Here is a 15,663-nt window from a genome sequence, read left to right as displayed (position 1 = left end):
CTTCCGTGGCCCTGTACGACACCCTTCGCCGCGCCGCTTACGTGAGCACCCCGGATGCAAGCCCGTGGACCGTCGACTACCTCGCTCTGCCCTTCCCCGAGCATCTGAATCCAGGGGTGCTGGAGCTGTGCAACATCGGCCGCACGGAGCAGCACCGGTGGCAGACAGCGCCCACCCGACGGCTGGACGGCGCGCTGCAGACCTTGGCGCCGGATCTGATCGTCCGTCCGCGATACCGGCCACCGGCCACCGTTGATGGTTCCTCCCTCGACGACTTCTGGCTCTATCGCCGATCGGGGGACGACCACCCGCTGCCCGACCCACTGCTGAGCCGCTTCCTGACCGTCTGGCTGCGGACGCTGGGGCGACCGGAGACACTCGGCACCCCGGAGCACCATCGGCTGCTGCTGAAGGTTGCGACAGGCATCGAGAAACAGCCTCCCTCCTGGCAGCCGGTGTCCGGCATCGCCCTGCTGCAGACCCCCACCAGCAAGGGCGGCACCGCAATCCCATCCGCGCTCCAGTTCCAGCTTGCCACCGATGAGTTGGCGCGACGGATCGCAGCCCTGCCGCCCTACACCTTCGAAGGAGGTGAACTGCGGTTCCGCACCGTGACGCGAGGGCCGCGGCAGCAGGGGGCCGAACTGATGTCACAGCCCTTGCAACACGTCACCGGCCGCGCGTCCTGGTGGTACTCCATCCTGCTGAACGTAACCCTGCACACCGTTCCCTTCGATCCACGACCACGGCTCCACCTCCACCTGGGCGTCCGCCGGTGGGCCACGCGTCCCCGCACCGATACCGGCCGACTCAACCTGCGCTATCAGGGCGCGACCTCGGTTTACCTACGCCCAGCCTTGCCGTGGCTTCCCGGCCTCCCGCTCAGTAGCCGCTGGTCGGTGGCCAGGCTGGCACGCGATCGGCAGGCGCAGGCCTTCGACTGGCTCGGCAACGACCCTGCGGGGCTGCTGAAGGGACTCTCCCTGGACTCCGCCTTTCCCGCTCCGGACAAGCTGCTCGCCGAGCCGGAACCGTGGCTCGCCGAGGACGGCTCAGGCATCCAGGCCGCTGTCGTCCACAGCACCCGAATGGGCGCTCACGCCGTGGGAACCGGTTTGATGCCGCAGCAACGGTCGGCGATCATCGCCTGGGCCGAGCAGGCGTTGCCCGATGGACTGATCCGCGTGCCGGACCTCAAAAGCTGCGGCACCCGCTCAGCCCAACCCGCCAACGCCCGGCCCAAGAGCATCACGGACCAGTACCGGGAGGGCACCGCCCAGCTCCGACGGGTGGCCCTTGCTGTCGATGCCCGCCGCCGAACCGGTACCGACGGTGTCCCGACCGTGGAGATCCGGTTGTTGTGGCAGAGCAATGAGTTGCGAAAGAGCGCTACAGAAGCCCTGATCGGCACACTGGGGCTCTGCGGTGACGGCGGCGCCCCCGTGGGAAGTGCGGACCAGGTGGAGGCCGTCTTCGAAGCGGCGGGCCCAGGCAGCCCCGTCGTCCTCGAGTGGCAGGCACCGGAGCTGACCGTCCAACTCCGTTGCCTGCCGTTGACCGGGGGACTGGCCGATCCCCTTCAACTCGACCCGTCCGTGCCCAGGCGTGGAGCCCGCCTCGCCCAGGGCGTGAGTTCCCGGCGGTCGGCGATCCGCGATCATCTGCTGGCGGACGGCGCGGTACCCGGGACACCAGCACTGGCGCTCGTCGAGATCGCGCACCCGAGCGTCTTCAGGCCCGCTGACACCGACCCCAAGTTCGCCATGCGCCTCGGGTGTGCCGACTCCGGGGTGCTCACTCAGTTCACCGTGGTTCCGGACACCGTCCCCCGTGCTCTCGGAGCACAGCAGGAGAGTGGAGGCAGTCTGCCCCACCGGCTGCGCTCGGCGTGGGAGGACGGGCTGCGCCAACTGGGAGTGCGCGCTCTGCCGCAGTTGTCGAACGACGTCGATCTGCCGGCAGACCTGCGGTACGCAGCCCTGTGGATGGTCAAGCGCCGGAAGGACGGACCGACCCTGCTGCCGAAACACCTCCCGGTGGCGGTGCTGGTCACACCGGCGGCAGAGCACGTGGGACTGGCGCAGGTGCAGGGCTGGGACGACGACCCGACGGTGCAGGACTGGATTCCCTATCCGGAGCTGCTGCTCAAGCTGGTCCGGAAGGCGGAGATCGATCCGACAGACGGCCATCCTCCGCAGCCTCTCCTCCCGGCACCGCGAAGTGCACCGGACGACGCCGGCGACCCGGCAGTCCCGAATCGGACGTCATGGCGAGCGAACCTCGCCCAACAGCGTCGCGAGACCGCCTCCTTCATCCAGCGGATGCTCTTCTCCCTGCGGACTACCGGCGGCCGCACCGTCCTGATCACCCACTCCCAGAACAGCCGGATGCACTGGCCGTGGCTGCAGGACGGGCGCGTGGAACCGGATGCGGTGGAGGACGGGGCAGCTGGTCCGCGGGGACTCGACCCCGGGCTTCGCCTGGTCAGGATCAGAGGGGGAGCCGGGCGCGAGACACCACAGGGCTGGGGGCTGGCCGAGGACGGCGGTGACAACGGTATCTACGCCGGGCTCTGGGGCGAGGAGCTGCCTGCCGGAGTCCACCGTCCGCTCGATCATCGGGTCTTCTACAGCACCACCCGCAAACCAGTCACGTTCACCAAGACGGCCGTCACCCTCGATCGGCTCGCGCTGCGCCGGAACAGCAAGGGAAACCTGGTGAATGAGGTCGGCAAGCAGGCTTGGAACCCCGCGCTAGTGGAGATTGCCGTCCTCGGCTGTCGATCGAATGGTTCAGCGGCCGGCGATCGCCCCGAGGCTCTGGCGCTGGCCATGCACCAGCTGCGCCACGCGCCCGAGTACACCGACCCGATCTCGATGCCGCTGCCCCTGCACCTGGCAGGCCTCGCGCAGGAGTACGTGCTACCGATGCAGGCCGAGGGCGGAGAGCAGGATCCTGAGCAGGACGACTCGGGGGACGCAGCCGCCGCAGTGGATCCCTCGCTGGCCCCCGCCCCAGGCCTCGCGGTCGAAACGGATCCGGAGGAGGAAGGCCAACTTCAACTGTTCTGAGCCGTCCCGGCAACCGAACCGGACTCCCCTGCCGCAGTCGATCACGTGCGCCACAGCTCCACCGGCGAGGACAGGTGATCCGCCGGCAGTTGGGCCCCGAACGCCGGGTCTCAGATCGGCCACGAACGCCACCGGCACCGCACCACGCACTAGGCTCGTTCAGCGCGCTCACCTGCGCTCCCCTGCTTATGACAGAACGGAGTTGTCCGGCTTGGAACACCGACGCCCCGGAAGTCGGAGTGGCACCGACCCGTTGGAAGGACTGCTCGACCACTGGCAGAAGGCCCTCATCGATCTCGGCTTCCGCAACCGGCTGGTGAGTTACCGTCGCACCAAGAGCCAGGCTGGTATGGACATCACCGCTCCGGGAATGTCCGCCATCCTCGACCGGCTGCCCGACGGATGCATCTTCGCGCCGGTCAACGATCCCGAGCCTGACTCCGGGGCGGCACAGTCGGGCCTGCCCGTACCGCTCGACAAACCAGTACGACAAGCGGCAACTCTGGCCGGGAGCCGGCCGATCGACACCCCGGCCTCCCGGGTCGGTGCCAGGCGCCCCGTCCAGCGACTGGAACTCGTCACGTCGAAGACGACGCAGGCCGAGCAAGATCGCCATCTGCGACGGCTGGTGACCGTCGCGAAGGAGAAGTTCAACGACTACGGCCTCTGGGTGCTCCACCTGGGCGTCGGCTTCCTCGAGTGGCGGCCGGCACCGTCAGCGGACAGCGTCGCCTCACCGCTGGTGCTGGTTCCCGTCACGCTCCGCCGGTGGAAGGGCGACTCCTACCTGCTGGAAATCAACGGCGACGAGGAAGTGACGTTCAACCCGGCCCTGGCAATCAAGATGGAGGAAGTCGGACTCGACTGGCCGAGCCCGGAACAGGTCGACCTCCCCGATGTTCCGGAGCTGCTGGAGCAGGCTCGCCGGAAGGCCTCGAAGCGCGAGGGGTGGTCGGTCCATGACCGGGTCGTGCTCGACGCCTTCAACTCCAGCAAGGAGGCCATGTACCGCGACCTCAAGGACAACCGGGCCCGCATCCTGAAGAGCCACTTGGTTCGTGCGATCGGCCTGGGTGGAAGCTCGAACCTTCCCGCCGCCACCTTCGACTTCGACCCGGTTCCACTCGACCGGATCGACCAGCTCCAGCCTCCCGAGCAGACTCCCCTCATCCTGGACTCCGATTCGTCGCAGCGCCAGTGTGTGGCCGCTGCGGTCGAAGGCCGGAGCTTCGTGATGGACGGGCCGCCCGGCACCGGCAAGAGCCAGACGATCACCAACATCATCGCCGGGCTCCTCGACCAGGGGCGAACCGTCCTCTTCGTCAGCGAGAAGGCGGCAGCTCTCGACGTCGTACGCAATCGGCTCAAGGACGTGGGTCTCGGCGACTACGTGCTGGCCCTGCACAGCAACACCATGGGTCGGAAGCAGGTCGCCCAGGAACTCGGCAGGGCACTCGAAGCCCCTCCGCGCTCGTTCCCCGGCCCCAGAAGCGGCGAACGCTCCGCGGCGAAGGACCTCCGCGAAGAACTCTCCGGCTACGCCGCGGCGATGAACGAGCGCCGCACCGGCCTCGGTGCGTCCCTCCACACGGTTCTCGGCCGCATCGCCCTGCTGGAGAACATCCATCCGCTGCGTCCGGAGCCGTCCTTCGACGCGGGCGGGCTGTCGGAGGAGGTTCTGCACCAGATCACCGAGGCCGCCGGCTGGATCGCCCGGTCCTGGCGTCCCGCTGTCGAGGGCGAGGCCTTCGTCTGGCGTGATCTGACCGGCGTTCGTGGCGAACTGGAGGCCTTGGACCGGGCATTGGAGGAGCTCGACGGCATCCGCCGCACTCTCGCCCCGCACGCAGCCCTGCTCGACGCCATGGGGTGGGAGGGCCTGCACGACGCGGCCTGTCTGGTCGCGGCACTGCGCATCGGCGAGAAGCGTCCCTTGCTTCCCATCGCCTGGCTCGGACTGGAATTCCCTCACCTCAGCTCCACGGTCGAGTCGTTCATCGGGCGGTACACCCACGCCGTTGAGGCGGAGGAACGAGCGATGGTCGCGCTCGGCGCCAACTGGATGGATCTCGCATCGACCGGTTCTCGTGCCGAGGCGACCGAGTGGTCCGCGCCCTCGAACCTCCCATCCTCCACCCTCGATCTGCTGGTTCTCACAGCCGATCAGGCGAAAGCACTGATCGATCAACTGGCGACCGACGCCGACGCGCTGGACCAAGCCTGCCAGCTCTCCACCGGTGCGGCCAGGATGTACGGCGTCCCGGAACCGGTCACCTGCGAGGACGCCCTCCGACTGGCTCGGCTGGCCGAATTCTCGGCTGCCCCGCCCACGCAGAAGCCGCCGGCCTGCTGGCTGACCCCGGAGGGGCTCAGCGCTGCCCGGACGGCCCTGTCCCGGTTGTCCGAGGCGATCGGCAGCCTGCGAGCGGCACGGGGCAAGGCCCAGCAGGTCTTCACCGACCATGTGCTGGAGGAGGCGTCGTTGGCGGAGGTCGCACAACGCTTCGCCACCGTTCACCAGACCTTCGCCGGCCGGTTCTCAGCTGCTCGCCGGACCGACCGTCGACTCGTCCGCACACTCCTTCCCGGTCAGGGCAAGTGCACCAAGAACGTCATCGCCGCGCTGCCCGGCGCGGTCGAATGGCAGAGGGCCCACAGGGCACTCTCGCAGGAAGCCCGACTGGAGAGCCCCGCGCTGGCACACCTCTGGAAGGGCGAGGACACCGACTTCGACGCCGCCGCAGACCTGCTCGGCCGCGCCCAGGAGATCCTGGATCTCGCTCCGCAGGTGACGAACCCGGAGGCCCTACGAGGAGAACTCGCGCACGGCGGAAGTCCTCGTGCGGCCGCGCGGACCGCCGCGTCGCAGGCCGCGGAGGTCCTCACCCGGTGGCGGGACACATTGGTCCCCCCGCCGGCCGTCGGCGCTCCCTACACGCTGGAGGACGAGCCGATCACCTCGGCCGCCCAGTGGAGTCGGGACCAACTGCCGCTGCTCCAAACGGCGATGGACGTCCTGCGGACCGTAGGCTCGGTGTCGGGCCGCACCGACTGGACCCTGCGCGGCGCACTGGATGCCCTGAAGCGGGTGTCTGCCGCCGTCGCGGCGAACGAGCAATTCGAGGCTCCTGCCGCACAGGACCTGCAGCTCCTTGAGGACCTCTACCATGGACGCGCAACCGATCCGTCGGCCCTCCGCGCAGCCGTCGCCTGGGTCGCCGAGCTGCGAACGGCCTGTGGCCTCGTCACCAGCCAGGTCTTCCCGGTCGAAAGCACGAAGCCGCTCCACGCCGCCAGGCGGGATGCCGAGCTGGAGGACGCCGTGGCCGGTTGGTCCCGCGCGAGCACCCAGCTGACCGGGTTGTTCATCGCCGAGCGGGAGCAGCAGTTGCGACTCGCCCTGACGCGGGACCTCGCGTCGGCCGAGACCCTGCTCGCCCAGTTGGACGGTGACCGTGGTGGACCGGACGAGTGGGCAGCGTATCTGCGCGGTCGGCGCGTGCTCGATGCTCGACGCCTCGGCGACCTCGTGATGCGCGCCGTCAAGGCGGGCGTGGGACGGGACGACTTCCGCGCCGTCGTCGAGAAGGCGGCCCTCCGCTCATGGGCGGACCGCGTCATCGAGAACGACGGCCGACTGCTCTGGACCCGGTCCCAGGACCGTGACGACCGGGTGACGGAGTTCCGAAGGGTCGACCGGCTCCTGCTCGAACACGCACAAATCCGGGTGGCACGAGCCTGCGACGCCCGTCGGCCTGGCGTCCTGCAGGACGCGGGCACCAGACTGCTGAACACCGAGGGCCGCAGGAAGACCCGTCACAAGCCGGTACGTACGCTGCTCAGCGAGGCTGACAGAGCCGTACGGCTCGTCAAACCCTGCTTCATGATGAGCCCGTTGATGGTCAGCAGGCTGCTCCCGCCGGACTTCATGTTCGACGTGGTCATCTTCGACGAGGCGTCCCAGGTCCTGCCGCAGGATGCCGTCAACTGCATCTACCGCGGCCGTTCGCTGATCGTCGCCGGCGACGAGAAGCAGCTACCGCCGACCGCATTCTTCTCCGCAGGCGAGGACGAAGAGGAGGACGACGCAGTCCCAGGCGAGGCCGAGGACAAGCCGACCAGCTACGAGTCCCTGCTCACGCTGGCCAAGGGCAGCGGGATGCTCAAGAACCTCTCACTGCGCTGGCACTACCGCAGCCGCCACGAGCACCTGATCGCCTTCAGTAACCACGAGTTCTACGACAAGTCGATGACCACCTTCCCGGGCGCGCTGGCCGACGGCCCCGATGTCGGTGTGGCCTTCCTGAGAGCGACGGACGGCTGCTACCAGCCCGGAGCCAGTGCTCGTAACAACCCGTTGGAGGCCAGGGAGGTGGCCCGCCGGGTGATCCACCACTTCGACACCCGTTCCGACCGCTCGCTCGGCGTGGTCGCCCTCTCCCAGGCCCAGGCGGACGCCATCCGCGAGGCCGTCGACGACGCCCGGCACGGCCGCCCCGACCTGGACGAGCACTTCTCAGAGGACCGTCTGGACGGTTTCTTCATCAAGAACCTGGAGACCGTCCAGGGCGACGAACGCGACGTCATCATCATGTCGGTCGGTTACGGCCCGCAGCAGCCCGGCGGCAAGGTCTCCCGCAACTTCGGCCCGATGAACCGGGCCGGCGGCTGGCGTCGTCTGAATGTCGCCGTGACCCGAGCACGGTACCGATTCGAGGTCGTCGCCTCCTTCGACCCCGACGAGATCGGCGAAACCGGAGGCGAGAGCTTCCGCTACTTCTCCCGCTACCTGAAGTACGCCAAGCACGGCCCGTCCGTGCTGGCCCAAGAACTGGAGGGGGAGGAAGCACCTCCTGAGAGCCCGTTCGAGGAGTCGGTCCTGGAGGCACTGCGAAGCTGGGGCTACACCGTGCGGCCCCAGGTCGGCGTAGCCGGCTACCGGATCGACCTGGGCATCCGCGACCCCCGACGGCCGGGGCGGTACGCACTCGGCATCGAGTGCGACGGTGCGATGTACCACTCGTCGAAGGTGGCACGGGACCGGGACCGCCTCCGCGAGTCCGTGCTCTCCGGCCTGGGATGGAAGCTGCACCGGATCTGGGGTACGGACTGGTACCGCAACCGGGCAGGCGCCGAGGCCCGGCTCAAGGATGCCGTCGAACACGAGGTCGGCCCTCCGGAGCAACTGCATGAGGCGTTCCGCATCCCCGGCCAACAGACCTCGGACCGGACCGGCTCCGTACCACCGCCCACAGTCGCGGGCCTGGCACCCGCACCCGAGGTTCCTGCCCCCGGCTCGCGGGTTACGGCCCGACAGGAGTTGCTGTCAGGGCGTGTGGGGCAGCGCATCGACCACGAGCTGGGGCAGATCCGTACGAGGCTGGAGCAACAGGCCTCGTCCGACCACCGGGCCGGGCCGCGTACACGAGCAGATCAGCTCCGACGCGAGCGGGACCAGCAAGCCGACCTGGAAGCCCGTGCGACCGTCCTCAAGGACTACCTCACCGGCGACCGCACCGCACCGGCTGACGTCGTCAGTCCCGGCCGCGTGGTGACCCTGTTTTTCGACGGCGAGGGCGAGGAGCAGGAGTACGAGATCACCTCTGGAAGGCCCTTCGACGAAGGGACCACCCAACTGAGCCCCTTCACAGCCTTGGGTAAGGCACTCACCGGCAGCCCAGCCGGAATCACTGTCACTTGCGACGAGAACGGACGACGGATCGCCGTCCACATCCGCAGCATTCGCGATTGAGTTCTGAGCGGGCGGTGGCTTGTCACCGCCCGCTCGATACTCAATCCGTACGTGGCGTGAGCAGCTGCTACAGGCGCACCATCCAGGTCGCCACTCGACCGCTGCCAGACAGCCGTACATCCCGCACCCGCTGGAGGGCAACTACCTTGGACGATGGGGCCCGGTGGGCAGCGATCAGATCTTGATACCACGCATACGAGGCCCTCGGGGTGCGCTTCTGGGTGGCGAAGTCGACGTGGATGAGGCCGAAGCGCTGGTGGTAGCCCTCGGCCTGTCGAACGGGCTGTCATTCTATCCGTGTCGGTGGTCTGCCAAATCGTCGAGGAGAAGGTCGGCGACCACCTCTTCGACCACTGCGGTGCGCAGTTCGGCCATGGAGTCGACGAGCGTCCGGTCCCATGGAGCGGGCGTGAGGCGACCCGGATCGGGGCCCAGGGGAACCCGCGACACCGCGGCCCGGTAGTCGTCGGCTGCCATCCGCCAGGGGACGGCTCCGGTCTTGGCGAGGACGTGCGCCGCGATGCGGATGCCCTCGCCGTCGAAGTCGCCGTGGTAGCGCAGGGACGCGCCGTCGTCGGCGAGTCGGCGCAGCAGGTGGATCACGGCGGTGTTGGGCCAGCCCGAGGTGCAGACCAGCGGCGGGCAGTGGGGGCCGAAGCGGCGCAGGCTCAGGGCGAGCACGCTGGGGTTCTCGGTGATGTGCACGGGTCCGGTGGGACCGGTGAATTCGCCGGGTGAGCGCAGTTGGGCGAGGGTGAGGCTGACGGGGTGGCCCGCTCCGGCGCAGATCCGGGAGATCTCGGCCACCGGGCCCTCTCCCCCGGGGCGGAGACCGACGGCGAGCACGGTGGCCGACAGCTCGTCGTCGGCCACGCCGGCTCGACTCCACAGTGCGCGCCGCCCTTCGGCCGTTTCGGGCATGTCAGTGCCGTACAGCACCGCCAGTGCCCGCAGGACCAGGGAGGAGAGCCGGGTCCCGTCGTCCAGGGCGTGGGAGTCGCCGTCGAGGAGGCGCGCGGCGAGGACCGGTAGTGGCTCACCACCGGCCGGGAACGCGGCGAGGACGGTCAGCGCCGCGGCGATGAGGCCCCGGGTCCGCTCGGGTGAGCCGTCGACGAGGCCGCCGGCCCGCAGGTGGCCGACCCAGTCCAGCAGGGCCGGCTGGACGGTGACCACCTCGTGGCCGGCCAACCACGCCCACAGGGCCTCGCGTTGGCCGGTCCTGTGGTGGCGCTCGGCGGCCCGGTCGTGGATCGGGCCGAGGATCGCGGTCACCACGTCCCGGACGGGTCGGCCGCAGGCGTCCAGCACGGCACTGTCGAGCCCGGCGAGAGGGATCGTCGGTTCGGCGCCGGGGAGCCGGTCGAGTCCGAGGAGGTCGGCCAGTGCCTCCCGGCCCGCCTCGTCGAGTGGTCCGGACCGTACCCGGCTGACGGGGCGACCGGTCGAGAGACGGCCGTGAACGGCCGACCACAGGGGTCGGAGCTCGGGGAGGTCGAGGGGGTGGCGGTCCGTCATGCCTGTTCTTCCGTGTCGGCTTCGTCGGGCAACAGGTCGGTGCCCGTCCAGGTGAAACGGGCACTGGTGACGGCGTCGTCGCCGTCACCTCCGGTGATCAACTGGTGGACGGCGATGCCGGAGAGCTCCCGGTAGGTGCACCATTCGTGGTCCGAGGTGAGCACCAGGTCGAGGTCGAGTGCCGCGAGGAGGCCGAAGACCTGCCCGCGGTTGACGGTGTCGACGCCGACGAAGACCTCGTCGAGCAGGATCAGCCGCGGAGACTCCGGCACCGCCTCGTAATGGGCGGCCACGGCGGCGAACAGCGGCAGGTGGAGGGCGATGGCCTTCTCACCGCCCGAGAGCGCGCCGTGGAGCTTCTTGGTGAGCAGCTGCCACCCGGAGCCGTTGGCGCGGTCCAGTTTGACGACGAACTGGTGCCAGGCCGTGTAGTCGAGGACCTCGGCGAGCTGCTCCTCCCAGGTCGCCGCCGTGTTGCGGGTCTTCGCTTCCTCGATACGGCCCCGGAAGAAGGCGTGGAGGGCCTCACGGTCGGCTTCGGTGATCCGCGCCGGGTCCTTGAGCAGCAGCTCACGGGCCGTCCGGGTACCGGCGGGCAGGTCGGGGTGGATCTGCCACACCAGACGGACGGCCACCCGTGAGGCAGTGCGGATCCCTTCGAGGTGACCGTTCATCCGCTCGACGAGTTCACCGGCCTGACGGATCCGGGAGGCGAGGTGGCGGCGCGTGTCGCCGGTGAGGGTCCGGTCGAAGAGGCCGCGTTCGGCTGCGGTGATGTCGTCCTGACCGCGGTCACGCTCACCGGTGAGGATGGCGAGGAGGCCGGTCGCGCCGACCCGGATGCCGTCGACGGTGGCGGTGAGGACCTGGACGTCCTCCTCCGCTTCGAGCTCGAGGTCGGCGCGGCTGCTGAGGCTCTGGCGGGCTCGGTGGACGGCCTCGGAGAGACGGTTCAGGGAGTCACCGAGGTTCCTGGCGTTGTGCGGCAGGTTGGGCCACGCGGCAGCGGTCTCGCGCGCCGCTTCGAGGGTGGCACGGGTGCCGTCCGCGGAGGTGAGGACGAGCCCGAGGCCCGCGTCCTCGGGGAATCCGAGGACGCACAGGCGCCGGAAGCCATGGGCGGCCTCGTTTCGGGCCTCGACGGCCCTGTCGTGCAGGGCCTCGTCCTGGGCCGCGGTGGCGCCGAGCGCGCCGATGCGGCCTTCGAGCGTGAGAAGTGCCTGGGTGCCGGATTCGAGGTCGCGGCGAACGCGGTCGAGGGACTTCCGGAAGTCACTGATGCGGGCGGCCACTTCGCGGTAGTCCTCACCGACGGTGCTCTCGACCGCCCGGAGCGTGGAGCGGAGCCCACGGGCGGCGGCCTCGGCAGTCTCGGCCTCCGCCAGGCCCTCGGTCGCAGCCCCCCTCGATGCCTCGGCATGGCCGCGCGCGGAGTGCCAGGCGTGGTCGGCGGCTGTCCAGGCGAGATGGGCGTCGAGCCAGACGTCGGCCTGTTCGCGCAGCGCTTCGACGGCCGCAGCGGTCTTGTCCAGGGCGGCGCGTTCGGTCGGCAGGGCATGCTCGGCGGAGGCGACGGCGAGAACGCGCAGCGCTTCCGCGACCGCCTTCTCCTGCCGCGCGAGCTGTTCGACGGCCTCCCGCACGGCGTCCTCCCGAGCGCCCACCTCGGACTCGGCCCGGTCCCAGACGCCCTTGGCCTCCTCCACGTCCCGGTGGTGCGGCCGGGAGCGGAGGTCGGCTTCGAGGCGCGTCCGGCGGTCGGCGAGGGCGTGCAGCCGCGTCTCGTAGCCGACGACGGCGGTGTCGGCCTCAGCCAGTTCGGTGGTGAGTTCCGCGATCCGCCGCTGCCTGGCGCGTTCCCGGGCCGCGGCGCCGATGTGGCTGGACTCCTCCTTGGCCCAGGAGCCGACCGCCATCGCCAGCCGCCAGCTTCCGTCGGCGCCCACGACGGCCGGGTGGTCCGTCGTCAGTGCGGGGCCGTAGGCGATACCGGCAAGCAGCCGCCGCACCCGGGCGGGCGACACCGGGCCGTCGGGTTCCGGAGCCAGGACGTCGAGCAGCGAGGGGCCCGGTGCGGGCGTGGCCGCTGCCGGATCGGCCAGGACGTCGTGCCCTGCGACGACGAGACCGCCGTCGGGGGTCATCCAGGCGTCGAGCAGGCTGGCCGCCTCGAGGGCCGCTTCGACGCCGACCTGATCGGCGGGCGGAACGTCCGGCCGGAAGGCCAGCAGACGCCACAGTGGGGCCCCAGGCAGGACCGACCGGTCGGCCGTGCGAGTCCGTGGTGGCACCGGCGGGAGATCGGCCGCGGCCGCGATGCGTTCCAGTTCCCGGAGGACCCGGTCACGCCCGGCGCAGGCGTCGTCCCGGCCGGCGCGGGCGGTCGTCTCGTCGGCGGTGATGGAGCTCTCCGCCGCCCGGGCCGCGGCCTCGACCAACACGAGGACATCAGTCTCGACGGCGGCACGGGACGCGAGTTCCTCGGCGTCGTCGATCGAGAGTTCCACGCAGTCCTCCCTCGCCCAACGACGCAACAGGACGGCGTGGGCGTCGACGGCGGCCTGGTAGGCGCGGGCGTTCCCCTCGCGCTTCGCGGTCGCCCCGGTCAGTCGTTCGCGCGCCGAATCGAGGTGCTGCTCCGCCGTCGTCCGGCCCGCGAGGGACCGCTCGTGGCGCTCAACGGCGGCTCGGACGTCGGCGATCTGGTGGTGCCGCGAGACGACCGCACCGCGCAGCAGACGGCGCGCCGTACGCCCCTGCTCCTCGTTCTCTCCCGACGGACCCGGTGCGGTGCCGAGCACCGTCTGCACCTCGGCGCAGACGGACTCCATGGCTGCTCGCCGCGCCGCGCCGCGTGCCTCCTCGCGAGCGGCCCGGGTGTGTTCGGCCCGCTGTTCGGAACGCAGCCGCGCATCGTCGGCACGCCCCGCGTCCTCGCTGGCCGCCCGAACCTTCCGGTCGGCGGCGGTACGGGCCCGGGCGGCGGTCTGGTCGGCCTGCTCGCTCCTACGACGGAGCTGGTCGAGCTCCTGCCCCTGCCGGTAGACCTCGGAGTCGAGCAGCCCCTCGATGGCGCCCTCGATCTCCTGCCGCCCGTGTTCGAGTTCCTGTTGCGTCCGGTTGCTCTCGTCGCGCTCACGCACGGCTCCCGCGTGTGCCTCCCCGCTTTCCCTCGCGATGCGGGCGAGGTTGTCCATCTCGGTCGTCGCGGAGATGAGACCGGCCGCTCCGGCACGCAGGACGCGCTGGGCGTAGCCGCGTTGCTGGTTCGCGACGGCGGTGGCCGCGGCCACCTCGTCGTCCAGTGTCTTCAGGTGCTCGCGCTGGCGGTCGAGGCGCTCGAAACCCTCGGCCAGTTCGGTGATCTCGCCCTGGCCGAGCGGGGGCAGCGCCCGCGAGAGCAGGGAGGACAGCAGCGACGGATCCAGGCGCTCCGAGAGCTTGGGGGTGCGGAGCTGGAGCAGCGCGGTGATCAGGGCGTCGAAGCGCTGCTCGCTCAGCCCCGGGAAGAGCGTGCTGCGGACCGTGTTGCGGTAGTCGGTGGGTGACCCGTGCAACTCGCCTTGGCCGTGCAGGGCATCGGCCAGGGCGGCGCGAGTGAGCGGCTGGCCCGCGTCGTTGACCAGGGAGAGACCTCCGGGGCGGTCGACCCGCGCGCCGGTGGTGAAGTAGTCGACGGTGACACCGGTGGTGTGCGTACTGGCCTGGAGCCTGGCGCCGCAGGTGAACCACCCGGGATCGCCGTCACCGCGGACGAACTCCAGCCACACGTACCCGACGCGGGTCTTGCCCGTGGCGCCCTCCCCCATCAGGTTCCAGTGCATGGTGCGCTCGGAACCGCCGAAGGTGGACAGCCGGTTGGGTCGCAGGCTCGCGTCGAACAGGAACGGCAGGAGCACCTCCAGTGCCTTCGACTTGCCGGTGCCGTTCTGCCCCCGCAGGAGCAGCCGGCCCTTGTGGAAGGTGAAGGTCTCGTCGTAGTAGCGCCAGACGTTGAGGATGCCGGCCCTGGCGGGCCGCCATCGCACGGCTGCGGCCGTCGCCGGGGGCACGGGGCTCTGCGGTGGCTGTGTCACGGTCATCGGAGGTCTTCCCTGGTCAGGTTGCGGGACCGTCGGTCACGGTGGTGCGGTACCGGAACGCCGCGGGCCGGGGAACGGTGCGGTCGCCGATCCGGCGGGCCAGGCCGAAGTCGTCGAGGACACGAAGGGCATCGGCCGTGAGCCGCTGGGCACCGTCCTCGGACTGGTAGCCCTTCGCCCACCGCGGGAAGCGCCGCAGCAGCGTGTTCGCCTCGGCCTCGAGCTGTTCCGGTGTCAGCCCGTCCGGGGCGGCCGTCAGCGGTTCCAGCAGGAGCAGGGCGGCGACGCGGGCCGTCGCGGAGTCGTCCGGGAAACGGCTGTCGGTGGCGATGGCCTCCGGGTCCACGAACAGCAGGCCGTCGGCCCGTTCCTCCAGCACGAAGCCACCCTGCTCGGCGGCGCGCTTGACAATCTGGCGCCCCGTCGGCGAGGCCAGGTAGGCCAGTTCGTCGGCGCCGAGTTCGTCGTGGTGCAGGACGGGATCGTCGAGGAGCCGCCGGAGCACCGAGTGCCGGAGCCGGAGGTTGCGCTGCGCGTCGGAGGCGTCGGCCCCGCCGTACCGGCTCTCGCGCACCGTGCCCCGCAGGAGTTCCTCGAAGCGCAGCGGCACGTCCTGCGCCGGAACGGCCAGCCGGGACGGGCCGACGGGCGCGGCGAGCAGGCGCATCAGGACGGTGGCGTCCACTCGGTAGAGGACCTTGGCCTTCGCCGAGTCGACGAAGCTCTCCGTGACGCCGTCCACGGTGAGGAGCGCGCCGTAGGCCTCCAACAGCTTGAGCACGTCCACGAACGCCATGCGCTCGGACTTGCTCGCCGTGTCGAAGGGCGGCAGTGCCTCGTCGGTGGCACAGGCGTGGACGACCCGGTCGGCGAGCAGGCCGACCGTCGTGACCGGCACCGGAAGCAGCTCGGCCGCGACGACGCACAGCAGCGTGTAACGGCGGCGGTCGAACGGGGCCTTGCCGGACCGCAGCCGACGGGCGGGGCGCGAGGCGTCGGGCACCTCCCGGATCTTGAGCAGGCGCGCGTACCCCAGACGCGGCTCCACCACCAGCTGCCAGCCGCAGTTGTAGTCGAACCACTTCGTCAGCGGGTCCTGACGGCGGCGGATCAGCTCGAAGGCGGGCGGGTCACCGCGCTCGGTGATCAGCGGCAGGCCGAGGAGCAGTCTGATTCCTCGGGCTATATCCTGCCGCTCGGCCAGGACCAGCTGGTTGGCGAGAGTGCTCATGTGCCGCTC

5 protein-coding genes and 1 pseudogene are annotated in these 15,663 nt (G+C 70.4%); 2 read left to right on the top strand and 4 right to left on the bottom strand.

Going from position 1 to position 15,663, the window contains the following annotated elements; all coding sequences use genetic code 11:
• Positions 1–5 precede the first annotated feature (5 nt).
• On the top strand, positions 6–3,071 hold the full coding sequence (locus tag A6F73_RS28725) for a DUF3962 domain-containing protein (protein ID WP_244293534.1): 3,066 nt from the start codon (positions 6–8) through the stop codon (positions 3,069–3,071).
• Positions 3,072–3,324: 253 nt separating this feature from the next.
• Complete coding sequence (locus A6F73_RS28720; RefSeq protein WP_063350429.1) at positions 3,325–8,823, top strand: DUF4011 domain-containing protein; 5,499 nt, start codon at positions 3,325–3,327, stop codon at positions 8,821–8,823.
• Positions 8,824–8,890: 67 nt separating this feature from the next.
• Here the strand turns inward: A6F73_RS28720 and A6F73_RS40720 are convergent.
• The 4 genes and pseudogenes from A6F73_RS40720 to A6F73_RS28705 all read right to left on the bottom strand — a co-directional run.
• Positions 8,891–9,085, bottom strand: a pseudogene (locus tag A6F73_RS40720) (family 1 glycosylhydrolase); the annotation flags it as partial.
• A gap of 29 nt (positions 9,086–9,114) precedes the next feature.
• Complete coding sequence (locus A6F73_RS28715; protein ID WP_063350428.1) at positions 9,115–10,341, bottom strand: TIGR02679 family protein; 1,227 nt, start codon at positions 10,339–10,341, stop codon at positions 9,115–9,117.
• Positions 10,338–14,423 carry a TIGR02680 family protein gene (locus A6F73_RS28710; RefSeq protein ID WP_063350427.1) on the bottom strand — a complete coding sequence of 1,362 codons (4,086 nt, stop codon included), beginning with the start codon at positions 14,421–14,423 and terminating at the stop codon, positions 10,338–10,340. Before A6F73_RS28710 ends, A6F73_RS28715 begins: the two co-directional genes overlap by 4 nt.
• 16 nt (positions 14,424–14,439) lie before the next feature.
• Positions 14,440–15,654 (bottom strand): TIGR02678 family protein, encoded by a 1,215-nt coding sequence (locus tag A6F73_RS28705; protein ID WP_063350426.1) that lies wholly within the window; start codon positions 15,652–15,654, stop codon positions 14,440–14,442.
• Between the last annotated feature and the right edge of the window lie 9 nt (positions 15,655–15,663).

Source organism: Streptomyces sp. MJM8645 (genome assembly GCF_001625365.1).
Lineage (GTDB): Bacteria > Actinomycetota > Actinomycetes > Streptomycetales > Streptomycetaceae > Kitasatospora.
Note: the sequence above shows the minus strand (reverse complement) of the source record. Positions and strands in the feature narration are given on the sequence as shown.

What these genes read in the sequence shown, in the direction of transcription:
- A6F73_RS28715 (WP_063350428.1), bottom strand. Translation starts at nt 10,341, where the DNA reads ATGACGGACCGCCACCCCCTCGACCTCCCCGAGCTCCGACCCCTGTGG.
- A6F73_RS28710 (WP_063350427.1), bottom strand. Translation starts at nt 14,423, where the DNA reads ATGACCGTGACACAGCCACCGCAGAGCCCCGTGCCCCCGGCGACGGCC.
- A6F73_RS28705 (WP_063350426.1), bottom strand. Translation starts at nt 15,654, where the DNA reads ATGAGCACTCTCGCCAACCAGCTGGTCCTGGCCGAGCGGCAGGATATA.